Source organism: Streptomyces sp. NPDC102274, assembly GCF_044766385.1.
Classification (GTDB): Bacteria; Actinomycetota; Actinomycetes; order Streptomycetales; family Streptomycetaceae; genus Streptomyces.
Genome location: NZ_JBIWLW010000006.1, coordinates 302862 through 327790 on the forward strand (window position 1 = coordinate 302862; position 24929 = coordinate 327790).

General features: G+C 71.6%; 18 protein-coding genes. 10 read left to right on the top strand and 8 right to left on the bottom strand.

Translation table 11 applies throughout. From position 1 onward, the window contains the following. The first annotated feature begins 19 nt into the window (after positions 1-19). Positions 20-2671 carry a helicase-associated domain-containing protein gene (locus ACIRQP_RS11645; RefSeq protein WP_403887050.1) on the top strand — a complete coding sequence of 884 codons (2652 nt, stop codon included), beginning with the start codon at positions 20-22 and terminating at the stop codon, positions 2669-2671. A 323-nt stretch (positions 2672-2994) separates the two neighbouring features. Here ACIRQP_RS11645 and ACIRQP_RS11650 read toward each other — a convergent pair whose 3' ends face one another. Both ACIRQP_RS11650 and ACIRQP_RS11655 read right to left on the bottom strand, forming a co-directional pair. After that, positions 2995-3162: a hypothetical protein gene (locus ACIRQP_RS11650; protein WP_403887053.1), complete on the bottom strand. Its 168-nt coding sequence runs from the start codon at positions 3160-3162 to the stop codon at positions 2995-2997. Next, complete coding sequence (locus ACIRQP_RS11655) at positions 3159-3710, bottom strand: hypothetical protein (protein WP_403887056.1); 552 nt, start codon at positions 3708-3710, stop codon at positions 3159-3161. Before ACIRQP_RS11655 ends, ACIRQP_RS11650 begins: the two co-directional genes overlap by 4 nt. 238 nt (positions 3711-3948) lie before the next feature. On the opposite strand from ACIRQP_RS11655, the gene ACIRQP_RS11660 reads away from it, so the two are divergent. Next, a complete protein-coding gene (locus ACIRQP_RS11660; protein WP_403887058.1) occupies positions 3949-5214 on the top strand; it encodes an XRE family transcriptional regulator in 1266 nt (421 codons plus the stop codon). Then, positions 5199-5738, top strand: coding sequence for a GNAT family N-acetyltransferase (locus ACIRQP_RS11665; protein WP_403887061.1), 540 nt, complete (start codon positions 5199-5201; stop codon positions 5736-5738). The genes ACIRQP_RS11660 and ACIRQP_RS11665 overlap by 16 nt, the downstream gene beginning before the upstream one ends. Positions 5739-6009: 271 nt before the next feature. Here ACIRQP_RS11665 and ACIRQP_RS11670 read toward each other — a convergent pair whose 3' ends face one another. Beyond that, positions 6010-6675, bottom strand: coding sequence for a VanZ family protein (locus ACIRQP_RS11670; protein WP_403887064.1), 666 nt, complete (start codon positions 6673-6675; stop codon positions 6010-6012). A 187-nt stretch (positions 6676-6862) separates the two neighbouring features. Here ACIRQP_RS11670 and ACIRQP_RS11675 point away from each other — a divergent pair, with 187 nt between their 5' ends. Next, on the top strand, positions 6863-8506 hold the full coding sequence (locus ACIRQP_RS11675; protein WP_403887067.1) for a DNA repair helicase XPB: 1644 nt from the start codon (positions 6863-6865) through the stop codon (positions 8504-8506). Positions 8507-8576: 70 nt separating this feature from the next. On the opposite strand, the gene ACIRQP_RS11680 is transcribed toward ACIRQP_RS11675, so the two are convergent. Together ACIRQP_RS11680 and ACIRQP_RS11685 are read right to left on the bottom strand one after the other, a co-directional pair. Further along, positions 8577-9794, bottom strand: a complete 1218-nt coding sequence (locus ACIRQP_RS11680; protein WP_403887070.1) for a glycosyltransferase 87 family protein — start codon at positions 9792-9794, stop codon at positions 8577-8579. Between the two features lie 78 nt (positions 9795-9872). Continuing rightward, positions 9873-10070 (bottom strand): hypothetical protein, encoded by a 198-nt coding sequence (locus tag ACIRQP_RS11685; protein WP_403887073.1) that lies wholly within the window; start codon positions 10068-10070, stop codon positions 9873-9875. Positions 10071-10646: 576 nt separating this feature from the next. Here ACIRQP_RS11685 and ACIRQP_RS11690 point away from each other — a divergent pair. Further along, complete coding sequence (locus tag ACIRQP_RS11690; protein WP_403887076.1) at positions 10647-12770, top strand: HelD family protein; 2124 nt, start codon at positions 10647-10649, stop codon at positions 12768-12770. 764 nt (positions 12771-13534) lie between these two features. On the opposite strand, the gene ACIRQP_RS11695 is transcribed toward ACIRQP_RS11690, so the two are convergent. Further along, positions 13535-14239, bottom strand: coding sequence for a copper homeostasis protein CutC (locus ACIRQP_RS11695; RefSeq protein WP_403887079.1), 705 nt, complete (start codon positions 14237-14239; stop codon positions 13535-13537). A 220-nt stretch (positions 14240-14459) separates the two neighbouring features. Here ACIRQP_RS11695 and ACIRQP_RS11700 point away from each other — a divergent pair, with 220 nt between their 5' ends. The 5 genes from ACIRQP_RS11700 to ACIRQP_RS11720 all read left to right on the top strand — a co-directional run bounded on the left by ACIRQP_RS11700 (position 14460) and on the right by ACIRQP_RS11720 (position 24240). Further along, positions 14460-16751, top strand: coding sequence for a heavy metal translocating P-type ATPase (locus ACIRQP_RS11700; protein WP_403887081.1), 2292 nt, complete (start codon positions 14460-14462; stop codon positions 16749-16751). A gap of 68 nt (positions 16752-16819) precedes the next feature. Continuing rightward, a complete protein-coding gene (locus tag ACIRQP_RS11705; RefSeq protein ID WP_403887083.1) occupies positions 16820-17497 on the top strand; it encodes an HD domain-containing protein in 678 nt (225 codons plus the stop codon). 170 nt (positions 17498-17667) lie between these two features. Beyond that, complete coding sequence (locus tag ACIRQP_RS11710; RefSeq protein WP_403887184.1) at positions 17668-18939, top strand: Cmx/CmrA family chloramphenicol efflux MFS transporter; 1272 nt, start codon at positions 17668-17670, stop codon at positions 18937-18939. A gap of 104 nt (positions 18940-19043) precedes the next feature. Beyond that, complete coding sequence (locus tag ACIRQP_RS11715; RefSeq protein WP_403887086.1) at positions 19044-19391, top strand: hypothetical protein; 348 nt, start codon at positions 19044-19046, stop codon at positions 19389-19391. Between the two features lie 7 nt (positions 19392-19398). Continuing rightward, on the top strand, positions 19399-24240 hold the full coding sequence (locus ACIRQP_RS11720) for a caspase family protein (RefSeq protein WP_403887088.1): 4842 nt from the start codon (positions 19399-19401) through the stop codon (positions 24238-24240). On the opposite strand, the gene ACIRQP_RS11725 is transcribed toward ACIRQP_RS11720, so the two are convergent. Together ACIRQP_RS11725 and ACIRQP_RS11730 are read right to left on the bottom strand one after the other, a co-directional pair. Then, positions 24194-24463: a DUF4031 domain-containing protein gene (locus ACIRQP_RS11725; protein ID WP_403887091.1), complete on the bottom strand. Its 270-nt coding sequence runs from the start codon at positions 24461-24463 to the stop codon at positions 24194-24196. The genes ACIRQP_RS11720 and ACIRQP_RS11725 overlap by 47 nt on opposite strands. Beyond that, positions 24460-24906 carry a hypothetical protein gene (locus tag ACIRQP_RS11730; RefSeq protein ID WP_403887094.1) on the bottom strand — a complete coding sequence of 149 codons (447 nt, stop codon included), beginning with the start codon at positions 24904-24906 and terminating at the stop codon, positions 24460-24462. The genes ACIRQP_RS11725 and ACIRQP_RS11730 overlap by 4 nt, the downstream gene beginning before the upstream one ends. Positions 24907-24929 lie beyond the last annotated feature (23 nt).

The window sequence follows — 24929 nt, forward strand, 5'->3', positions numbered from 1 at the left end:
AAGGCTCGGCGGCGACCCCATGGCCCGGGGGCGCGGGCAGAGCGCCTCCCAGGGGCTAACGTGGAACGGATGGGGACCCGCGAAGCCTGACCAGGAGGCGCACGTGCCAGAAGGAACCGGCGGTACGCCACCGCGTACGCTCGCGGAGGCCCTGCGTGCCCAGGGTGACGGATCGCTCGTCGCGCTCCTGCGTGCCCGCCCCGATCTGCTCAACCCCGTACCCAGCGACCTCTCACAGCTCGCGACGCGCGCGGGCACCCGCGCCTCCGTCGTACGGGCGCTGGAGCGGCTCGACCGGTTCACGCTCCAGACCGCGGAGGCCCTGGCCGTCGCCACGGAGCCCGCGCCGTACGACACGCTGCGCGCGCTGCTGACCGGCGACGAGGGCGACCCGGAGATCGAGGCGGCCCTGCCCCGCGCGGTGGAGACGCTGCGCGACCGGGCGCTGATCTGGGGCGCGGACGACCGGCTGCGGCTGGTGCGCACCGCCCGCGAGCTGCTCGCTCCCTCCCCCACCCATCCCTCGCCGACCGGGCTCGGCCCGACGGTCGCCGAGGCCACCGCGGGCATGTCGCCGGGCCGGCTCCAGGAGATCCTGACCGCCGCCGGACTGCCCTCCACCCACGATCCGGTCTCCGCCGTGGCCTCGCTCGCCGCGCTCTTCACCGACCGGACGCGGATGGCGTCGCTGCTCGACACCGCCCCCGTGGAGGCCCTGTCGGTGCTGGACCGGCTGGTGTGGGGGCCGCCGTACGGCGAGGTCACCTCCAGCCCCACCCCGCCCGTGCAGTGGCTGCGCGACCGCGGGCTGCTGCTGCCGGCGACCACCCGCACGGTCGTCCTGCCGCGCGAGGCGGCGCTGCATCTGCGCGCCGGGCGCGCGCACCGTACTCCGGAGCCCGTGGCGCCCACCGTCGCGCCCCGCGCCTCGGATGCGAGCGCGGGCGCCCGTCCACAGGTTGTGGACAACACGGCGGCCGGGCAGGCGTACACGGCGCTTGCCACCATCGAGGAACTGGCCAAGGACTGGAACGAGGGCGGCCCGAACGTCCTGCGGGCCGGCGGTCTGTCCGTACGCGACCTCAAGCGCACCGCCACCGCCCTCGACGTGACCGAGTCCGTCGCCGCGTTCTGGGTCGAACTCGCCTACGCGGCCGGACTGTTGGCGGCCGACGGCGAAACCGACGAACGGTACGCCCCGACGCCCGCCTACGACGACTGGCAGGAGCTGCCCGCCCCGGAACGGTGGGCCCGGCTCGCCACGTCCTGGCTGACGGCGACCCGCACGGCCGGTCTCGTCGGCAGCCAGGACTCCAAGGGCCGTACGCTCGCCGCGCTCGGCCCCGATCTGGACCGCGGCGCCGCGCCCGAGGTACGGCGCCGGATCCTCGACCTCCTCGCCACCCTCCCCGAGGGCACGGCCCCCGAACCCGAATCGCTGCTCGCCCGGCTGCGCTGGGAACGCCCCCTGCGTGGCGCGTCCGCCACCGGCCGGCACGACGATCTGCGCGCGCGGCTGGCGGCCTGGACCCTGAACGAGGCGGAGATGCTGGGCATCACGGGCCGGGGGGCGCTCTCGTCGCACGCGCGCGCCCTGCTGGCACCGGACGCCGCCGACGCCGCACGCACCTCTGGTGAACCCGCTGTCACCGCGGACGGCACGCGTGCCCCCGGTGAACTGGCCGCCGCGAGCCTCCGAGCCGTCCGCGCCCTCGCGCCGCTCCTCCCCGAACCGCTCGACCACGTCCTCCTTCAGGCGGACCTCACCGCCGTGGCGCCCGGCCCCCTCCTGCGCCACCTGGCCGAACTGCTCGCCATCGCCGCCGACGTCGAGTCGAAGGGCGGGGCGACCGTCTACCGCTTCACCCCCGGCTCCGTACGCCGCGCGCTCGACGCCGGACAGACGGCCTCCGACCTGCACGACTTCCTCAGGAACCACAGCCGTACGCCCGTCCCCCAGCCGCTCGCCTACCTCATCGACGACGTGGCCCGTAAACACGGCCACCTCCGGGTCGGCGCGGCCTCCGCGTACGTACGCTGCGACGACGAGGCCGTACTCGACGAGATCCTGGCCGACAGACGCTCCCAGGGCCTACGACTGCGCCGCCTCGCCCCGACCGTACTGGCCGCCCACGCCGACGCGGTGACCCTGCTCGACGGGCTGCGCGTCATGGGCTTCGCACCGGCGGCGGAGTCGGCCGAGGGCGACGTGATGATCACCCGCGCCCACGCCCATCGCACCCCACCCAGAACGCCCCCCGCCCCGGTCCCGGACGGACCCCCCGCCCCGGGCACGGCGCTGCTCGGCGCGGCGGTGAAGGCGATCCGCGCGGGCGACCTGGCCGCCACGGTCGTCCGCAAACCGGTCCCCGAACCCTCCGGCTCCGGCTCGGCCGCCCTTGCCTCCGCGGCAGCCGCCTCCAGAAACGGCGCCCTCCCCCGCACCACCTCCGCCGAAACCCTCGCCACGGTCCAGGCCGCCGCCATGACCGGCTCAGCGGTCTGGATCGGCTACGTCAACGCGGACGGCGCGGCCAGCCAACGCGTCATCGCCCCGGTACGGGTGGAGGGCGGCTACGTCACGGGCTACGACCACACGGCGGACGAGGTCCGCACGTACCCCTTGCACCGGATCACGGGCGTGGCGGAACTGGCGGACGACCCGGCCTGAGCCTGCCCCTCCCCCTCTTTTCTGGGGCTCGGTTCGCCTCCGGGGCGCTTTGTGCCGACGTCGACGGTCGACCGTGCTCGATTCGCTCGTTCCTCACGAACCTCCGCCCGCGCGGCGGAGCCACATATCGAGCACAGCCTCCCTTTCGACGTCGACGCGCCCCTTCGGCTCACTCGCCACCGGAAAGACCCCACCCGGAACGAATCGGCACCCCACCCAGCCCGCACCCCGCGAGCCGGTCCGGGCCCGACCGTCCGCACCGACGCTGGATACGCTCGTCTCGTCTTCTTCAGGGAAGTCGTGTACTCCGCTCGGGCACTTGGTCATGACCTGGCCGCCCCATGGCAATGGCAGTCGCAGCGAAGGGTCTCCACGGGCGGCTGGATCAGTGCCTGCCAGGGCAGCCGCGTCTCCCCGGGCCCCGGACACTCCCCGTGCTCGTCGATACGGCAGGCGGGCGCCTTGTACTCGGGTGTCCTGGTGGCCGTCACGGCTTCTCATCCGTCCGGCGTGGCCAGTACCCGTGGGTGTCGCGGTGGAAAGGGCCGCCATGGCCCCCTTGCTCGGTGCCGACATCCTCAACCCGCGCCCGACCGACCCGGAGCAGCTTGGCCACCTCGTCGGGGGCGCACAGCGTTCCCACCTGCTGAACCGGCACAGCCCAGTATGGATTGACGGAGGCGGCTTCCGTACGGTCGGGCCGGGGGATGCCGAGCCAGCCGCCCCGGCCGCGGACCACGGCCTCCGTGCAACGCCACGTCTCGCAAGTCCCGGGCGGTACCAGTGCGTAGTACCAGACGCCTGGGTGACAGATCACCGGGCCGTCGAGGACCTCGGCCAGTACACCGGCCACCACGTTCGGGACACTGCTCTCGGCCGCCGCGTGGACCAGCATCCAGGGCATCCGTACCGCGTCGTACGCGCCGCCGGTGCGCAGCATCGCCGGGCGGCCGTGGTACCACGCCTCCTTGGCGACAGCGGGGTCCGGGCTGGAAGATGTCAGCCATCGGGCGATCGCGCTCTCGATGAACTGGCTCATACGACGGCCCTCGGCTCTGTGTGTCGCAGCTGGTTGGAATATCCGGAGTCCCCTGTGCGGCAGGGCGTACTGGTGACAGCCATAGAGACCTCGTAGGTGCGAAGTGAGCGGTCTTGTCCGAGTGAACGACGGCCAACGGCGCGGGAGCAGGAAGAATCGGTCGAGTACAGCTCCCCGCCGACCGGAAATTCGGGCCGACTCCGCTCACAGATCGGGTTTCGGTGGCTACGGTGGGTAGGTGGAGGGGAACGAGAGCCTCAACGGCGCCATGCGTGAGTGCGGCTACACCCAGGCCGAGTTGGCCGACGCGGTGAACGCCCGTCTGATGTCCCTCGGGTACGAGGGCACAGTGAGCGACCGCACGGTTCGCAACTGGCTGACCGGAAAAACACGTTGGCCGCACCCCCGTCAGCGTGAGGCGTTAGTAGCGGTATTCGGCAGTACCGCCGAGGAGCTGCGGTTCAGCCCACCGGCACCAGGACGACGCCCCTTCACCACTCCGGAGCAGCCCGTGAGGCGCAGGAACTTCCTCACCGCAACCACCGGCACGACGGCCGCCGTAGTCGCCCCGCTCATTACCCAGCACTCTGTGGGCACCTCCGACGTGATCCGGCTCCGCTCCGGCCTGGACGCACTCATGGCCCTGGATGCCACGCGAGGCGGTCACGAGGGCCTGGAGCATGCGGCCCTCGCCGGGGCCGGCGAGGCCCTGGGGAAGCAGAAACAGGCGGCCTCCCAGCGCATCCGCCAGAGGCTGTTCAGCGTGGCCGCCGACTACACGGCGACGGCCGCCTGGTCCGCCATCGACGCCCGCCGGTCCGACCGGGCGCAGAGCCTTCTGGATCGGGCGCTGTACCTGGCAGGAATGGCAGGGGACCCCATCGCGGAGCTGCGGGTCTGGAACTCGTACGCCATGCTGGCGCACCAGCGCGATCAGCACGCCGTAGCAGTGGACTCCGGGTATGCGGCCCAGTCGACGGTCATCGCCCGGCGCAACCCTCTGTTCGGCTCCCTGGCGCACGCCCGTACGGCCATCGCCTACTCCAACCTGGGTGACTGTCAGGCCGCCCTGCGATCCCTGGGATATGCGCAGGAGGCCCTGGACAAGGCGGCTTTGGACGAGCCCCGTCCGAGCTGGCTGGCCTTCTACGGCCCTTCCGAGCTGACAGCCATGACGGCCATCATCCGGGATCGGATCGGTGACCCCGTGGAATCTGAGGCCGCCTCCCACCAGGCCCTGGCTGCCATCCCCGCTCAGTTCCGGCGGAACCGGGCTTTGGCGACCACCCGGCTCGCCCTGGCCCAACTCCACCAGCGCGACATCGACCACGCATGTTGTGCCACGGCCTCGACCGTATTCGAGTTGATGAGTGGCAATCCGATGCCCGGCCGGATGCGGTCTCTGCTCGGGGACTACTACCGGGACTTGATCACCCTTGCGCCGGACGCGAGCGTCGCCAGAGAGTGGGGAGACCGCTACCGATCCGAATGGAGCCGAGCTTGAGCGCCGCCGAGCTGGACGTCCGACACTTCACGCACGAAGACCTGTCGCAGATCGGGCAGACGATCATCGACGTGCACGCCGAAGCCCAAGGCGCCGACAGGGATGACGAGTTCAAGAAGAAGTTCCCCTGGTTCGTGGACCACTGGGGCGGCAACCCGGCCTTCGCCTGCGTGATCGCGTACGACGGTGACGAGCCAGTGGCTTTCGCGTACGGTGCTCCGGCCAACCCGGACCGCGAATGGTGGCGCGAGCACCTCGACCCCGCGCCGATGAAGACCCGTACGTTCGCCTACTCCGAGCTGGCCGTCCGACCGAAGTGGCGCAAGAAGGGCGTCGCCGAGCTGGTCACGCGCATGCTGCTCGAAACCCGGGCCGAGGATCTCGCCGTCCTCCTGGTGGACGTGGAACATCCCAGGGTGCAGACCCTGTACGAGTCCTGGGGCTTCCGGAAAGTCGGGGAGCGTCGGCCCTTTCCGGACTCGCCGGTGTACGCGGTGATGTTGACGGAACTTCCGCTGGGCTGAGCCCGGACGCACGAACGAGCCCCCAGCCCACCGCGGTGATCGGGCCGACCCGCCGGGGGGAGGGGGTCGGGGTCGCAGGAGGTGCGTGTCAGGACGTAAAGCGTCGCAGCTCGCGCGAAGCGCGGTGACCACGCGACGGAGTCGCATATCGATCGCAGCGCAGTCCGGACACGGACCTCCGGAGGCTCCGGGCCCCGGCACCCCGCACCCGGCACCCGCACCCCCGCCGGACGGCGCACCGCACCCCCGCCGGAGGCGCACCACACCCCCATCAGCGCCGCCCCAGCCTGCCGAGCCGCTCACGCCAAGCCGCCGCAGGCGCCGACTTCCGCCCGGCGGACGCACCCGCACCCGCACCCCGCGCGCCCGCCGCACCACCCGCGCCTCCCGCACCCGGCGCGCCCGCCGCGCCCCGCGCGCCCAACGCGTGGAACCGCCGCCCAATCACCCTCCCCACCAGCACATACGCGATCACCGCACCACCCGTGTTCAGGATCACGTCGTCCACATCGAACGCCCGCCCCCGCACCACCGCCCCCTGCGCCAGCTCCACCAGCACCGTCACCACACCCGTCAGCGCCACCACCCGCACCAGCCGCAGCCTGCGCGGCACCAGCACCGGAAGGATCAGCCCGAAAGGCGCCCCCATCAGCAGATTGCCGCCGATCTGCTTGCACGCGGCGAGGAACGTGTAGTCCTCCGCGTACTGCCTCAGCGAGTGTCCTGGCCTGAGATTGGCCCCCGCGATGTCCTCGGACGCGGGGGACGGCGTCAGAGTGAGTTCGGCCAGCACCGCGGCGAACCCCGTCAGGGCGACCAGCGCCACCGTCATGATGAGCATCCGCAGCACAGCACGCGCGGCACGCCCCCACGGGATTCCCCCGGGGGCCCCGGGGGCCGCCTTCGCCGGCTTGGGCCTTTCCTTCTCCGCGGTCATAGACCCCGGGTGCCCCCGCCGGCCGCGGATACGCGGCCCCGCTCCCGATACGCGGCCCGTGCGCCGGATACGCCGTCCCGCCCCCCGGATACGCGCCCCCGTCCCCGATCCGTCGAAGATGCGCGACACTGGTCATTTGGCCACTGGTCATTTGGCCGTGCAGAGCCATCCCGAAAGGCAGCCGCGCGTGAACGGACCCCTCATCGTCCAGAGCGACAAGACCTTGTTGCTCGAAGTCGACCACGAGCAGGCCGATGCCTGCCGCCGCGCCATCGCGCCCTTCGCCGAGCTGGAGCGCGCGCCCGAGCACATCCATACCTACCGGCTGACCCCGCTCGGGCTGTGGAACGCCCGCGCCGCCGGGCACGACGCCGAGCAGGTGGTCGACGCGCTCGTGGAGTACTCCCGGTATCCCGTGCCGCACGCTCTGCTCGTCGATGTCGCCGAGACGATGGCCCGCTACGGGCGGCTCACCCTCTCCAAGCACCCCTCCCACGGCCTGGTCCTGACCTCCACCGACCGTCCCGTGCTGGAGGAGATCCTCCGGTCCAAGAAGGTCCAGCCGCTGGTCGGCAACCGCATCGACCCGGACACCGTCGCCGTCCACCCCTCGGAGCGCGGCCAGATCAAGCAGACGCTCCTCAAGCTGGGCTGGCCGGCCGAGGATCTCGCCGGTTATGTCGACGGCGAGGCGCACGCCATCGAGCTGGACGAGTCGGGCTGGGCGCTGCGCCCGTACCAGAAGCAGGCCGTCGAGGGGTTCTGGCATGGCGGCTCGGGTGTGGTCGTGCTGCCCTGTGGCGCGGGAAAGACGCTGGTCGGGGCCGGTGCGATGGCGGAGGCCAAGGCGACGACGCTGATTCTGGTGACCAATACCGTCTCGGCCCGCCAGTGGAAGCACGAGCTGGTGAAACGCACGTCACTGACCGAGGACGAGATCGGCGAGTACAGCGGTACGAAGAAGGAGATCCGCCCGGTCACCATCGCCACGTACCAGGTGCTGACCACCCGCCGTAAGGGCATCTATCCGCACCTGGAGCTGTTCGACTCCCGTGACTGGGGCCTGGTCATCTACGACGAGGTGCATCTGCTGCCCGCGCCGGTCTTCAAGTTCACCGCCGACCTCCAGGCACGGCGCCGCCTCGGGCTGACGGCGACGCTCGTACGGGAGGACGGCCGCGAGTCGGACGTCTTCTCGCTCATCGGGCCGAAGCGGTTCGACGCGCCCTGGAAGGAGATCGAGGCACAGGGCTATATCGCTCCGGCCGACTGTGTCGAGGTACGGGTCAATCTGACCGACAGCGAGCGGCTGGCGTACGCGACGGCCGAGACCGAGGAGAAGTACCGCTTCTGTGCGACGACCGCGACGAAGCGGAAGGTGACGGAGGCGCTGGTACGCAAGCACCGGGGCGAGCAGACGCTCGTCATCGGCCAGTACATCGACCAGCTCGACGAGCTGGGCGAGCATCTGGACGCCCCCGTCATCAAGGGCGAGACCAGCAACGCGCAGCGCGAGAAGCTCTTCGAGGCGTTCCGGCAGGGCGAGATCTCGGTGCTGGTCGTGTCGAAGGTCGCGAACTTCTCGATCGATCTGCCGGAGGCGACGGTCGCGATCCAGGTCTCGGGTACGTTCGGCTCCCGTCAGGAGGAGGCCCAGCGCCTGGGCCGTGTCCTGCGCCCGAAGGCGGACGGCCACGAGGCCCGCTTCTACTCGGTGGTCGCGCGCGACACGATCGACCAGGACTTCGCGGCGCACCGCCAGCGGTTCCTGGCGGAGCAGGGCTACGCGTACCGGATCGTGGACGCGGACGAGCTGCTGGCGGAGAACTGAGAGCTGGGAGCGAGTGCCGAGAGCCGAGAGCGCGGCCGGGCCTCCGGCCCTCTCGCCTCGACGCCCGTACTCACCCCGTACCCGACGTCGTACTCACCCCCGAGCCGGCCTCCGCGCGCTGCACCGGAAGGACGAGGGCGGAGCCGTCCTTGCCCGCCCCCGCGCCCGTGCGCCACACCGCGAACGCCAGCAGCCCCAGCGCGAACAGCGGGTACGGCGACGCCGGCAGCTGCTGCCACCACGGCAGCCGGAGATCCAGATCGCCGTCGTGCGGCACGATCCAGAAACTGCGCGCCGTCCAGACCACCCCGACCGCCGCGGCCGTACGGAACCGGCGCTCCGCGATCAGCACCGCCAGCAGCGGTACGCACCACACCCAGTGGTGCGACCAGCTGATCGGCGATACGAGCAGCGCGGTCAGCGCCATGACCAGCACGCCCCAGGTCTCCAGCCCGGCCCGTACGACGGCCCGCCGCGCGATCCACAGCCCGGCGACAGCCGTGACACCGGCGACCACCGCCCACGCCACGCCCGGTTCCGGGGTGTGCAGGAGGCGCCCCAGCATCCCTTGCAGTGACTGGTTGTCGACGATCCACGCCTTGCCGACCCGGCCCGTCTCGAAGAGGCGCGTCGTCCAGAACTCGCCACTCGCCTCGGGCAGTACGAGCGCTCCGAGCAGCACGGTGCCGGTGAAGGAGGCCAGGGCGATCAGTCCGGACCGTACGCGCCCGGTCACCAGCAGATACACGATGAAGACGGCCGGAGTCAGCTTGATGCCCGCCGCGACACCGAGGGCGAACCCCTTGCCGAGCGCGTGCTCGGGTCTCGACAGGTCCCACAGGACGAGGCAGACGAGTACGAGGTTGATCTGTCCGAAGAGGACGGTCTGGAAGACGGGTTCGAGCCAGAGCCCGACGGCGACGGCGGCGAGCAGCGGCACGGGACCGGCGGGCATCCCCGCGAACCGCCAGGACAGCCGTACGAGCAGCGCCAGCAGCGCGGCGTTCCCGATGACGAACGCGACCTTGAGGGCGTCGACGGGCAGCCAGGTGGTGGGTACGAAGAGGATCGCGGCGAACGGCGGGTAGGTGGCGGGAAGTTGCCACTGGGTGACCGTGAAACCGTAGAGATCGGTGCCGTGCACGACGGCAGCGCCTTCCGCACGGTAGACGAGTGTGTCGGCCATGGGGATGCGCCGGGCGACGCAGAGAGTGGCGAGTGCGGCCAGCGACAGGGCGAGCGCGCCCACTGCGGCGAGTGAACGAGGCGTCACGGTCCGGTAGGTCACGGCCGCGACCCTAGTGGATCAGAGGCGTTACTCAGGAGCGCGGCGGGACGAGGCGGCGCGCTGTCGGCGCGATACGGATCAACGGCGCTTGATACCCGCCTCCTCCGCGTACTCCCCGAGGACGGCCACTCTGAACGCCGTGCTCACGAAGACCTTGATGGCGCGCAGCGCGTTGCCGACATGGTGGGTGTGGTGGGGAACGGAGCCCGTGGCGGTCGCGCCGGGAAGCGGCGAACCGTGCGGGGCATGGGCCGGGGTGAAGGTCGCTGTACTCATACATCCATGATGGGCACGTGCGCCGTGTGAGTCATCGCTCCCGGGTTTGAGCCTCGTGCGAGGCCGTGTACGACTCCGGTCCAACGGCATCCCCTACGAGACGGAGGCCGCCGATGGCCCGGAGGATGGACGCGCTCCCGCCGCCTAGGGCGTGTCTGATAAATAGCGCCGTCCGCCCGGAGGGCGGGGCTCACGGCGTCTGGTGCGTGCGATCGCAAGGCAGAGGGTCGTCCTCGTAGCGGAGCTACGTGGACGGGCCCGACAACGCAGCGAGCGCGCGTGCCAGACGCCGCGAGCCAGGCGGGATGTGTCAGACACGCCCTAGAGGTCCCGCCGGACCGTACGCACGCCCGGCAGCAGCCCCCGAGCCTGCCCCTCGCGGAAAACCATTCGCCTCCCCGTCACCCGCTGGCTACAATCGCCCACCTTGCCCGCCTCCCTCGCGGAGCGCCGTCGTCCGGACGGAAACCGGACGGCCCACCGCCATGACGTGATCCACGCCGAACGGCCACCCGCCGCCCGTCGCCCGACGGGTCGCGCCCCGTCGGCCTGCGTAAAGCCCCCGGAGGCACCACCGTGTCCGCGCACGCCCCTGACCCCGCCACGCCCCCCGCCGACCCCCTGGATCCGCTGGACCCCCTGGCACGGGAACGTTCCCACCTCGCCGCCTCCCGCTCCGCCCTCCGCACCATGCGCGAGGACGTCCAGGCGCTCGACATCCGCGACGTCACCGCGAACTGGGTCAACGCCGCCGTCCTGGAGGCCCAGATCGAGGACCGCATCAAGGCGCTGGCCGATCTCTCCCACACCCCGCTCTTCTTCGGCCGCCTCGACTATCTGCACCCCGTGGGCGCGGATGAGGCCGAGGGCGCCGAGGGCGAGCGCCCGCCGCCGAAGGCGGCTTATAGGACACTGCACATCGGCCGGCGCCATGTCCACGACGCCGACGGCGATCCCATGGTCATCGACTGGCGCGCCCCCGCCTCCCAGCCGTTCTACCGGGCCTCCAAGAAGGACCCGCTGGACGTCGGACTGCGCCGGCGCTTCGGCTACACGGCCGGCGACATCACCGCGTACGAGGACGAGCACCTCTCCGACCCGGCCGAGGCCGCGCACTCCAGCAAGCTGCTCCAGGCCGAGATCGAACGGCCGCGCGTCGGCCCGATGCGCGACATCGTCGCGACGATCCAGCCCGAGCAGGACGAGATCGTACGGAGCGGCCTCGGCGGCACCGTCTGCGTCCAGGGCGGCCCCGGCACCGGCAAGACCGCCGTGGGCCTGCACCGGGTCGCGTATCTGCTGTACGCGCACCGCGAGCGGCTGGCCCGTACCGGCACGCTCGTCATCGGCCCGAACGCCTCCTTCCTCCACTACATCGAGCAAGTCCTGCCCGCGCTGGGCGAGTTGGAGGTGAAGCAGGCGACGGTGGACGATCTGGTCGCCTCGGTGGACGTACGCGGCACGGACCCGGCGCCCGCCGCCGTCATCAAGGGCGACGCCCGCATGGCGGAGGTCCTCCGACGGGCCGTACGGTCCCATGTCACGCCCCCGACCGAGCCGGTCGTGGTCGTACGCGGCTCGCGGCGGTGGCGGGTGCCGGCGTACGAACTCGAAGAGTTCGTCGAGCAGTTGCTCGCCCGGGACATGCGGTACGGCGCCGCGCGCGAGGCCCTCCCGCAGCGGATCGCGCACGCCGTGCTCGTACGGATGGAGGAGTCGGGCGAGGCGCCCGACGACCGGGTGCAGGACGCGGTGGCCCGCAACCCGGCGGTGAAGGCGGCGGTGAAGGCGATCTGGCCGCCGGTCGATCCGGCGAAGCTGGTGCTGCGGCTGCTCTCCGACGCGGAGTTCCTCGCGGCGCAGGCCGAGGGCGTCCTCACGCCCGACGAGCAGAAGACGATCCTGTGGACGAAGCCGGTGCGGAGCGTGAAGTCGGCGAAGTGGTCGGCGGCGGACGCGGTACTGATCGACGAGGCGGGCGATCTGATCGCCCGTACCCACTCGCTGGGACATGTGGTGCTCGACGAGGCGCAGGATCTGTCCCCCATGCAGTACCGCGCGGTGGGCCGCCGCTGCTCGACCGGCTCGGCGACGGTACTGGGCGACCTGGCGCAGGGGACGACGCCATGGGCGACGGCGAGTTGGACCGACGCGCTGCGGCACCTGGGCAAGACCGACGCGGTGGTGGAGGAGCTGACGGCGGGCTTCCGTGTGCCGCGCGAGGTGATCGCGTACGCGTCGAGACTGCTGCCGTCGATCGCGCCGGGGCTGGCGGAGGTGGCGTCGGTACGGGAGTCACCGGGGTCGCTCTCGGTACGGCCGGTCGCGGGGCCGGCGGGTCTCGACGAGGCGGTCGTCGCGGCCTGCGTGGAGTCACTCGCGCACGAGGGCTCGACGGGCCTGATCACGGCGGACGCCCGTATCCCGGCGCTGCGGGAGGCGCTGACGGCGGCCGGGCTGCCGTATCTCTCCCCGGGCGAGGAGACGACGGCCGAGGCCCGGCTGACGCTGGTCCCGGCGTCCCTCGCGAAGGGCCTGGAGTACGACTACGTGGTCCTGGACGAGCCGACGGCGGTGGTCGACGGCGAACCGGACGAGCGGACGGGGCTGCGGCGGCTGTACGTGGCCCTGACGCGGGCGGTGTCGGGCCTGATCGTCCTGCATGCGGCGGAGCTGCCGGCGTCGCTGTCCGCGAGGTAGCGCCTCCGGCGGTGCGCCGTCCGGCGGGGGGCGAGTGCGGTGCGCCGTCCGGCGGGGGGCGGGTGCGGGGTGCGGGGTGCGGGTGCGGTGCGCCTCCGGCGGGGGGCGGGCGCGGTGCGGGGTGCGGGTGCGGGGTGCGGGTGCCGGGGCCCGGGGCCTCCGGAGGTCCGTGTCCGGACTGCGCTGCGATCGATATGCGACTCCGTCGCGTGGTCACCGCGCTCCGCGCGAGCTGCGACGCTTTACGTCCGGACACGCACCTCCTGCGACCCCGCCCCCCTCCCCCCGGCGGTCGGCTCCCACTCGCCGCACGGCTGGGGGGGTTGGGGGTGGGTGCGGCCCGGTGGCCCCGGCCACTCGCCATCTCGGCGGGGGTGAGGGGGCCGGTGCGGCCAGAGCCTGGCTACTTCGCCCGTCCTGGCGGAGCGATCGGGCTCGGTACGGGAGGATGCCACCGCCTCCGCCCGCCCCGCGCACGACCCCGTGGCTTGTGCGGGCGGTGAAGGGGGGCGCGCGGGGGTCGTGTCCGGGACACTAAAGCGTGATGTGTGGCGCGCGACCGCCCGCGCCCCGACTGTGGCCCGTCACGCGCCGCAAATCATGCCGTCCCGGGCGCGAGGCCCGGAGCGCCACCCGGCGACAACCCGCACCGCACCACCGGCCCCAGCCGAAACGCACCCCGTACCGCGGCCCCCGCCGGACGGCGCACCGCACCACCGACCCCAGCCGAAACGCGGCCGGACAACGACCCCCGCCGGACGGCGCTACGCGTCAAGCCGCGCCCGCCACCCCCGCACCGCGTCCGACGACACCGACCCCGCCCATCCCCCCGGCCTCGCCGCGCCCCCGATGTGGAACGCGTCCACCCCCGCCGCCAGCAGCGCCCCCAAGTGGTCCAGCCGCAGCCCGCCGCCGACCATCAGCCTCGCCCCGTACCCCGCTTCCCCACGCGCCCCGGCCGCCGCCTCCGCCAGCAGCGTCGGCAGCCCGTCGTCCACGCCCGCCGCCGAGCCCGCCGTGAGGTACGTGTCCAGGCCCGGCAGATCCGCCAGCCGCTTACGGAGCGCGTCCCGGTCCGTCGCGCGGTCGATCGCGCGGTGGAAGGTCCACCGGCAGCCGTCCACTTCCGCGAGCAGGCGTTCCACCGTCACCAGGTCCGGCATCCCGTCCACGTCGAGGAAGCCGAAGACGAACTCGTCCGCCCCCTCGGCCCGCAGCCCCCGCGCCACCTCGACCAGGGCGTCCGCGCCGCCCGGCCCGCCCGCCGCGAACCCGTCGGCCAGCCGCAGCATCACCCTCAGCGGGATGTCGACGGCGGCCCGGATCTTCGCGAAGGTCTCGCGGGGTGGGGTCAGCCCGTCCGCCGCCATGTCGGTGACGAGTTCAAGGCGGTCCGCGCCCCCGTTCCGGGCGGCGACCGCGTCCTCCGCGTCGAGAGCGATCACCTCCAGGAGTGCACGCTTACTCATGGGACCTCATTCATAGGTATGCAGGCGGATCAAGAACATGACTGGACGGGACCCAAATATAGGTCTAGTCCAATATCAAGCCTACGGGGCCTCCCCGCCCGCGCGCATCAGCGCACCCACGCAGCCCCTTGCGTTGTATACCCCATGGGGGTATACATAGAGGAGTGAGATACCCCTAGGGGGTAGGATGCTTTCGATCGAGGAGAAGGAGCCGCCAGCCATGAGCCCCACACAGACCGCAGCCGGCACCGCCGGCACCGGCACAGCCGCCGAAGTCGAGCTCATGATCGGCGGTATGACCTGCGCCTCCTGCGCGGCGCGGATCGAGAAGAAGCTGAACCGGATGGACGGGGTCGAGGCCACCGTCAACTACGCCACCGAGAAGGCCAAGGTCAGCTACCGAGGCCAGGACGTCGCGGTCGAGGACCTGATCGCCACCGTCGAAGCCACCGGCTACACCGCCACCCCACCCGCCCCCGTCCAGACGGACACCCACGCCTCCGGCACCCCGGACACACCGGACTCGGCGGACGCGGAGCTACGGCCGTTGCGGCAGCGGCTGACCACCGCCGTCATCCTGTCCGTGCCGGTGATAGCGATGGCGATGATCCCCGCCCTCCAGTTCGACTACTGGCAGTGGCTCTCCCTCACCCTCGCCGCCCCCGTCGTCACCTACGCGGCCTGGCCCTTCCACCGCGCGGCCTTCACCAACGCCCGCCACGGCGCCGCCACCATGGACACCCTCATCTCCGTCGGCACCTCGGCGGCGTTCCTCTGGTCCCTGTGGGCGCTGTTCTTCGGCACCGCCGGCGCCCCCGGCATGACCCACCCCTTCGAGCTGACCATCGCCCGCACCGACGGCGCGGGCAACATCTACCTCGAAGCCGCCGCCGGCGTCACCGCGTTCATCCTCGCCGGCCGTTACTTCGAAGCCCGCTCCAAGCGCAAGGCCGGCGCGGCCCTGCGGGCGCTGCTCGAACTCGGCGCCAAGGAAGTCACCGTCCTGCGTGACGGCACCGAAGTGACCGTCCCCACCGCGCAGCTCCGGACCGGTGACCACTTCCTCGTCCGCCCCGGCGAGAAGATCGCCACCGACGGCACCGTCGTCGAGGGCTCCTCCGCCATCGACGCCTCCATGCTCACCGGCGAGTCCGTCCCCGTCGAAGTCAGCACCGGAGACCCCGTCACCGGTGCCACCCTCAACGCCGGGGGCCGCCTCGTCGTCGAAGCCACCCGCGTCGGCGCCGACACCCAGCTCGCCCGCATGGCCCGCATGGTCGAAGACGCCCAGAACGGCAAGGCCGCCGCCCAGCGCCTCGCCGACAAAATCTCCGCCGTCTTCGTCCCCGTCGTCATAGCCCTGGCCCTGGCCACCCTCGGCTTCTGGCTCGGCAACGACGCCGGGCTCACCGCCGCCTTCACCGCCGCCGTCGCCGTTCTGATCATCGCCTGCCCCTGCGCCCTGGGCCTGGCCACCCCCACCGCCCTCATGGTCGGCACCGGCCGGGGCGCCCAGCTCGGCATCCTCATCAAGGGCCCCGAAGTCCTCGAATCCACCCGCCGCGCCGACACCATCGTCCTCGACAAGACCGGCACCGTCACCACCGGCCATATGACCCTTCTCGCCATCCACACCACCAGCGACACGGACGAGAGCGAGGTCCTGCGTCTGGCCGGCGCGCTGGAGCACGCCTCCGAACACCCCATCGCCCAGGCCGTCGCCGCCGGCGCCGCCGAGCGGACCGGCGCGCTCCCCACCCCCGAGGACTTCGCCAACATCCCCGGCCTCGGAGTCCAGGGCATCGTCGAAGGCCACGCCGTCCTCGTGGGCCGCACAAAACTCCTCGCCGAGTGGGAGATCCACCTCCCCGAGGACCTGGCACGCGCGAAGGAAGCCGCCGAGGCCGCCGGACGCACCGCCATCGCCGTCGCCTGGGACGGTCAGGCCCGCGCCGTCCTCGAAGTCGCCGACGCCGTCAAGGACACCAGCCCCGAAGCCATCCGCCGCCTGCGCGCCCTCGGCCTCACTCCCTTCCTCCTCACCGGCGACAACAAGGCCGTCGCCCACACCGTCGCCAAGGAAGTCGGCATCGACCCCGACCATGTCATCGCCGACGTCATGCCCGAGGACAAGGTCGACGTCGTCAAGAAGCTCCAGGCCGAAGGCCGCACCGTCGCGATGGTCGGGGACGGTGTCAACGACGCCGCCGCCCTCGCCCAGGCCGACCTCGGACTCGCCATGGGCACCGGCACCGACGCCGCCATCGAAGCCGGCGACCTCACCCTCGTCAGCGGCGACCTGCGCGCCGCGGCCGATGCCATCCGACTCGCCCGCCGCACGCTCACCACCATCCGGGTCAACCTCTTCTGGGCCTTCGCCTACAACGTGGCCGCACTCCCCCTCGCCGCCGCCGGACTCCTCAACCCCATGATCGCCGGCGCCGCCATGGCCTTCTCCTCCGTCTTCGTCGTCGGCAACAGCCTCCGACTCCGCGGATTCAAGGCCGCCTGACAACCGCGCGAACTATGTCCGCCGGGCCCCGGAACCCCCGTTCCGGGGCCCGGCTCTATCGTCGTCCCATGCCCGCATCTGATCTGCGCAGCCGGTTCGCGACCACGCTTCTCGCACTCCGGGAGGGAGCCGAGGAAGCCGGGAGGGCCGAGGGGGCCGAGGGCCCCGACCCGTACGCGTACGCCGACCGCCTCCTCGCCCGCTGGTCCGAACCCCAGCGCCGGTACCACACCACCGATCATCTGCTCGCCGTCCTGAACCACATCGACACGCTCGCCGAGTACGCCGACGATCCCGACGTCGTACGGCTCGCCGCCTGGTTCCACGACGCCGTCTACCGCCCCGACCGCTCCGAGAACGAGGAGCGCTCCGCCCGCCTCGCCGAACGCGCCCTCCCCGAGGCCGGGCTGAGCGACGACCGTACGCGCGAGGTCGCCCGGCTCGTCCGTCTCACCACCACCCACGCCGCCGCACCCGGCGACCGCGACGGCGCCGTCCTGTGTGACGCCGATCTCGCCGTCCTGGCCGTCGGCCCCGACGCGTACGCGGCGTACACGGCGGCGGTACGGGAGGAGTACGGCTTCGTCCCCGACGACGCCTTCCGCACCGGCAGGGCCGCCGTGCTGGAGCAACTGCTCGCCCTGCCCGCGCTGTTCCGTACCCCGTACGGCGCGCGTGAATGGGAGGCGCGCGCCCGCGCGAACCTGGCCGACGAGCTGCGCGGTCTCACCCGTCTCACCGGCTGAGAGCCGACGGAATGCGACGGCCGGGACGGGCGTTGCCACCTGTCATGCCCGACTCCGCCGATTCCTCGCCGACGAAGCCGCTCCCGTCCCCGGACCTGCCCACGCCCCAGGACCGGGAACGGCCCCAGGGCCTGCCCCAGGACCCGTCCCGGACCGCCGCCCCGACCCGCATGCCGCTCGCCGTCTACATCCTCGGCCTCTCCGTCTTCGCCCTCGGTACGAGCGAGTTCATGCTCTCGGGCCTGCTGCCGCCCCTCGCCGACGACATGAACGTCTCCATCCCCACGGCCGGGCTCCTGATATCCGCCTTCGCGATAGGCATGGTGGTGGGCGCGCCCCTGCTCGCCGTCGCCACCCAGCGCCTTCCCCGCCGCACCACACTCATCGCCCTGATCTCGGTCTTCGGCCTCGGCCAGGTCGCGGGCGCCCTCGCCCCGACGTACGAGATCCTCTTCACGTCCCGCGTCATCAGCGCGTTCGCCTGTGCCGGGTTCTGGGCGGTCGGCGCGGCCGTCGCCATCGCGATGGTCCCGCACAACGCGCGCGCCCGCGCCATGGCCGTCATGATCGGCGGGCTCTCCATCGCGAACGTCCTCGGCGTCCCGGCCGGCGCGTTCCTCGGCGAACACCTCGGCTGGCGCTCGGCGTTCTGGGCGGTCGGCGCGGCCTCCGCGGTCGCGCTCGCCGGTGTCGTCACGCTCATCCCGCGTATCCCGCTACCCGACGAGAAGCCGCGGCTCAAGCGGGAGCTGACCATCTACCGCGACCGTCAGGTCTGGCTCTCGATCGCCGTCACCGCGCTCTCGGCGGGCGGTGTCTTCTGCGCGTTCTCGTATCTCGCCCCGCTGCTCACGGACGTGACCGGCCTCGACAGCGGCTGGGTGCCGACCGTGCTCGGGCTCTTCGGTGTCGGCGCGCTGGTCGGTACGGCGCTCGGCGGCCGGTTCGCGGACGCGCATCTCTTCGGCGTCATGATCAGCGGTGTCATCGCGTCGACGGTCCTGCTCGCCCTGCTGGCGCTCACCGCCTCGCACCCGGTCGCCGTCATCACGCTGACCTTCCTGCTCGGTTTCTCGGCGTTCTTCACGGCCCCGGCCCTCAACGCCCGGATGTTCAACATCGCCGCCGCGGCCCCCACTCTCGCGGGCGCCACCACGACCGCCGCCTTCAACCTCGGCAACACCGGCGGTCCCTGGCTCGGCGGCACGGTCATCGACGCGGACTTCGGCTTCGCCTCGACGGCCTGGGCGGGCGCGGCGATGACGGTCGTCGCGATCGGCCTGGCGGTGCTCTCGCTGCGCTACCACCGTGCGACAGCGGGCAGCCGGGTGGTCGCGGGCTCGCTCCTCGCCTCGTCCGCCGAGTCCGCCGAGTCCGCCAAACGCGCCGGGGACCGGGCGAGCGCACGCAACGAGCCGGACACCGCTGCCGCGGACTGCTGAGCCTCACACTCCCGGACGCCCGCCGTCTGTTACGTATCACTCCCCACGCCCCCCTCGGCAATCTAGAGTTGAGGCACCATCAGCTTCAGGGGGCGGAGACCGGGATGTCGCAGCACGCGCCGGACGGGACCGAGGGACAGACGCTGCCGTTCTGGGTCGACGTCGTGGAGGAGGAGGGCGAGGAAGGCAACGCCATGGGCGGCCTCTTCCGGCACGACGGCGAGGCCGTCCTGCGCTCCGTCCCCCTCGGCCCCCTCCGCAAGAATCTCGCCGATACGGTCGACGCCCTCCAGAAGGTCTTCGAGGAGGTCGCCGACCGCGGCGGCGCGCTGCCGCTCGCCGAGGCCCAGCTCTCCTTCCAGGTCACCGCCACCGGCGGCATCCAACTGATCGGCAGTGGCCAGGTGCAGGGGACCCGTGGTCTGACTCTGACGTTCAAGCGCCCGTCGTAGCGGCTCCATGCCACGTCACAAGGCTCTCCTGATCGGAGCCAGCGAGTACGACGACGAGACGATCCGCTCGCTGCCCTTCGTCCGCGACGACCTCCAGCGGCTGGAGGGCGCGCTCTCCGACCGGGGTTTCCGCCCAGTGGAGATCGCCGAGTCCCAGCGCGGCATCACCCCGAACGCCGTCAACCGCCACGTCCTGCGCTTCCTGCGCGAGGCCGGCCGCGGCGACACCCTGTTCATCATGCTCAGCGGCCATGGGGTGCACTTCGACGGCCGGGACTATCTCGTTCCTGAGGACGCCTACTACGAGAGCGAACCGTTCGCCGAGAGCTGCGTCGAGATCGGCTGGCAGAAGGAACTGGAGGATTCCCCCGCCGGCCAGGTGGTCTTCCTCATCGACGCCTGCCGGGAGGGGTCGGCCCGCCGGGCCAAGTCCCCCACCAGGATGCCCGGTTGGGAACGCCCCAAGATCGCCGCGACACTCCGCCGCAAGGTCGCGTACGTGTACGCGTGCTCCAAGGCCCAGTACGCGCTGTACGTGGACGAGTCCGAGGCCGTCCTCCCCCAGCACGCCGACGCCGCCAACACCCGGCCCAAGGACTCGTTCAGCCTCTTCTCGCGCGCCGTCTCGGACGTCGTGTCGGCTGTGCCGCACACCCTGCACATGGGCGAGTTCCTGGACGAGGTGCAGCGCCGGGTGACCGCACTGCACACGGCGTACGGCAAGACGCAGCCGGTCCAGCGGCTCAGGGCCGAGACCGACATCCCCTGGCAGGAGTTCACGGTACTGCCCGGCCCCGCCCGGGACGCCGCCGAACATCCCTGGGTACGCAGCACCGCCACCCACCCCGTATGGGAACGCACCGCCCCGGGCGCAGCCCGCGAGGCGCTCAAGGAGGTCTGCGCCACCCTCGCCGCCCGGCTCGCCGAGGGGTACGAGACAGCGGCGGCCACGCTGCGGGACGACCCGTGGCACGACGCCGAGCTGGCCAAGCGCGCCCAGGACCGGCTGGGCTTCCTCACCGGCCGGCTGGCCGCCGGTACGGAACTCTCCCCGACCGAAGGCGCGTTGACGGTCCTGCTGCCGCTGCTCGGCCAGGCGTTCTGGACGCACGAGGCCGCCCAGCGGGCACCCGTGGTCACCGCCGGCCCGGCCGATCAGTCCACCCCCGAGCGCGACCGCTTCGGCAAGTTCGCCCAGGGGTTCCCCCGCCTCCAGCGCCGGCTGCGCACCCTGGAGCAGCGCGGTGTCTCGGACGGTTCGGCGGAACGCATCCGATGGTGGCTGTTCCACCGCTGGCTGATCCGGCAGCCCGAGCTGTACGCGTCCCAGACCCTGAAGACGCTGCTCGGCCCGCCGCCGGGCGGCCCGGAGTGCCCGGAGTGGGTGACGGACGCCCTGTCGGGCGAACGCTTCATGCGCTTCCTCCAGGACCTGCGGGCGGCGCCGTTCGCCGTACCCCGCCGCGCCACCGGCCGGGCGGGTGAACCGGACCGGCCGGACCGTACCGAGCACAGCGACGGCGACTACGACGTCATCGCCGCCAGCACCAGAGACGAACACGAGGTACGCGAATCCCTCGTCGCGTCCCTCACCAAGGCCGCCCAGGCGTTCGCCGTGGATCCGGTGGACCTGCCCGAGATCCTCGTCGAGCACATCGGGATCTCCGACAGCGTGCACCTCGGCGATCTGCTGACGACGATCCGCGGCTCCAACTGGCGCACCTCGGGCCTCGGCCGCTCCCTGAACGCGGTCTGCGGACACCCGGCCGTCCAGATCGCCCTGCGCGAGCACGCCCGCCGCGTGGACGGGCTGCTCCGCGACATCAACCGGACGTCCGCGCTCGCCCCGCTGCGCTCCCTGCCCCCGTACGCAGACGCCGACCGCGTCAGGCTCAGCGGCAACACCCCCAACCATCTCGCCGACGGCATCCGCTTCCAGCTGGCCGAGGACCGGGTGCAGGAACTGCTGATGGGCGAGGAGCTGTACGGCGAACGCGAACTGGCGATCCGGGAGTTGTACCAGAACGCCCTGGACGCCGTGCGCTACCGGGACCGCCGTACGGAGTTCCTGCGCAGGACCGGCGAGATGCCCACGCGGTGGGACGGCGTCATCGAGTTCGTCCAGAAGGCCGACGCCCAGGGCCGCCCGTACCTGGAGTGCCGGGACAACGGCGTCGGCATGGGCATCGACGAGCTGCGCAACGTCTTCTCCCAGGGCGGCGCGCGCTTCGTCGACCTGCCGGAGTACATCGAGGAACAGACCGCCTGGGCCGAGCTGGGCGAACCACGCATCGAGCTGCACCCCAACAGCCGTTTCGGCATCGGCGTGCTCAGCTACTTCATGCTGGCGGACGAGATCGAGGTGACGACGTGCCGCATGGGCCGCGACGGCCGCCCCGGCCACAAGTACCAGGTGAAGATCGCGGGCCCGGGAAACCTGTTCCGCGTCGATGACCTGGGGCCGGGCACGGACTCCGGCACAACGGTGCGGCTGCTGCTGACCGACCACAAGGAGCGCGTGTCCTGCGTGGACACATTGCAGAGGGTGTTGTGGCTGGCTCCGTACCGTACGAGCGCGGAGCACGGCTCGCGACGGCACGAGTGGGAGCCGGGGCAGCTCTCGGCCAGCGGTCCCGAGCTGGCCTGGGCGGACGACTCGGACATGTTCCTGCGCTCCGGCGCCTGCTATCCGTCACGGAACCCGGACGTCTGGTGGGTCGACGGGACGGGCTATTTCCTCGCGGACGGCCTGCTCGCGGAGACTGGTGCGTTCACCACCACCAGGAACATCACCAGCAGCACAGAGGAACGCTATGGCGCGGTGGTCAATCTCCGCGAACAGCACCAGCCGGAGCTGAGCGTCGACCGCAAGACGATCCGCTCGAACGACGAGGACCATGTCGACGCGCTGCTGAGCGAAGCGCTGCCCAGCCTGTTCTCCACCGCGCTACCGCTCCTCACCACGGACTGGCTGGTCGAGGTCAGCCTCTCCTCGATCCGTTTCGCGGACGAGGTGGCCGAACGCGCCCGGACGAGTGGTGTGCCCTGGCCCGTGGGGGACACCGAACGGCCCTTCGACGCCTTGGGCTTCTTCCGTCCCGATCAGATGCTTCTGCCGCTCGTCACCGGTCAGTACCCGGCGGCCCGCGAGACACACGGGCCGTCGTACCTGCGCACTGTCCCCGCGCCCGTACTGCGCTGGAGACTGCTCACGCTCTACCGGGCGGGTCTGGGTGATTCCCTGACCGATGCGGCGCGGTCCGCGCCCGCGCTGCCGTGCGCACGGCCGTCGGACCATCTACTGGTCACCGCCGACGGTCTGCACATCACGCTCAACTGGGCCAGGAAATACAAGGAGTGGCTCGCCGGACCGGACAACACGCAGAGATTTGTCAGTGCTTCCCGGTTCGTCCTGGACTCCGGTGCGTTGAGCGCCTACGAAATGACCAAGTGGCGCGACCCCGAGCAGGTGGTCACCCTCGACGACATCTTCCATCTGGTGGCGAGCACCGAACGCACCGCCGGGGACGTCGCGGAGCGTCTGACATCCCTCGGCTATCAAGTCGTTCCCCCGACGGGCAGCGAGGAGGTCGGACGGCAGGATCTCCCTCTGCTCCGCAAGCTGGGCACGGCCGAGGACTGGCTGAAGCCCGGCAGCGAGCTGTCGGTGGCTCAGCTCTGCTTCAGTGCGGCGCTGGCCAAGAAATCAACTCTCGAAGCGGCCGACCGGCTCAGGGAGCTGGGCTTCACCGTTCCCTCGGAGTATCCGAACTCCGACGCCTGGACCGCGGAGGACCGCGAGGTGCTGCGGAGTCTGTGGGGTCTGCACGCGGATCCGGTACCGCTGGACGAGGCGCGGGAGATCACCTATGCCCAGCTCATCAGCGTGGCACGCACCTCCGGTGCGACCACCCACGCGGTCGTCGGCCTGCTGAGGGACACCGGCTTCTCCGTGCCCTCCCAGTACACACCGGAGCGGACGTTCCACGACGACGAATGGGCCCTGCTCGTCTACAACGGCATCTCCCTCAATGTGGACCGTCGAGTCCCGCTGCCTCATGTGGTGGGGGTGGCGCACCGCACCGGGCAGACACCGGAGGAGGTCGCCGTACGGTTGCGCGCGCTCGGCTTCGAGGTCCCCGAAGTCCCCGCCGACGGGCCGTCGCTGAGTAAACAGGACGTCAACTTCCTGTACGCGCGATACGAACCGTCGTCCAGCAGGGCATGGCCCGAGCCCGATCGCCCGATGGGGCTCAGCGCGATCGCGGAGCGGGCGGCCCGTTCCACTCTCTCCATGACGGAAGCGGTCGCCAGACTGAGCGGTCTGGGGTACCGCTGCGCTCCGGATCAGTCGCTGCTCGACCGAGTCAGGGAACATGACCTCGACGCGCTCCGGTGGAGCCTGCCCGACGAGGACGATCAGACCGTGATCTCCCCCACGCAGCTCTACGCGGTGGCCGAGCACCTGGGACGCCCTCCGGAGGTTGTCGCGCGATCGCTCACGGACTTCGGCTACGACGTCGCGGAGATCCCCGACAGCCGGCTCCAGGAGCGGAAGGCGGAAGCGGACCTGATCGACGTCCTCTCGCGCGGAGAAGAGCCGATCGTCGACATCGACTACGCGGTCGAGATCTCGCTTCCCACCCTCGCCACCGTGGCCATGCGGCTGGGGCTGCCCTTCCGCACGGTCGCTCTCAAGGCCACCTCCCTCGGTATGCGCCACGAGGCCGAGACCTGGTTTCTCCCGGACGAGACCGACCGAGCCGGCCAGTCGGCCAAGCCGCCGGGCGACCTGACAGGACCTACGCCGCCGGGCGCCCCTTCGGCCGCCGCAGTCCCGCCTTCGTAATCCTGCGTACGAGCTCCTTGGAGCCGATCTCCACCGCGCCCGCCCGCACCGCGTCCCCGTAGCGGTCCGCCGGTACGTCGTAGTGGTCGCGCTCGAAGGCGCGTGCCGGGCAGCCGATGGACGCGGCGAAGGCGTGCAGCTCGCCGAACGAGTCGTCGCTGACCAGGTGCGACCACATACGGCCGTGCCCCGGCCAGGTCGGCGGATCGATATAGACCGTCACGGAGTGGTTGTCTCCCCTCGCGACCCGAGCGCGCCCACCGCCGCGACCACCACCCCCGCCTTCCCGCACACCCAGTGCGGATCGGGCCCCAGCTCCGGTTCCACATCCAGCGCGTGCGGGCCGTCCTCCGGTGCGTGCGGGCCGTCCGGTCCGGCCTCGGGGCAGACCGGGCACAGCGGCCACCGTCCGTACCGTTCCAACAACGCGTCCTGTACGTCCTGCGCCACCAGCCCGGCCACGTACGCGACGCCCTCCGGCCACTGCTCGACCCACCAGCGCCGGTGCGACACCGAGTCCTCCACCAGCGACACGACCTCGGCACGCGCGACATCGCCCGCCGCCAGGTCGGCCAGCACCAAGGCACGGGCGGCGTGCAGCGCCTGCTCCAACGGGTTCACATCAGCGTTCGCATCTGCGTTCACATCACGGTTCGGGTCGTCCATTCAGCCATTGTCGGTGACGGCGA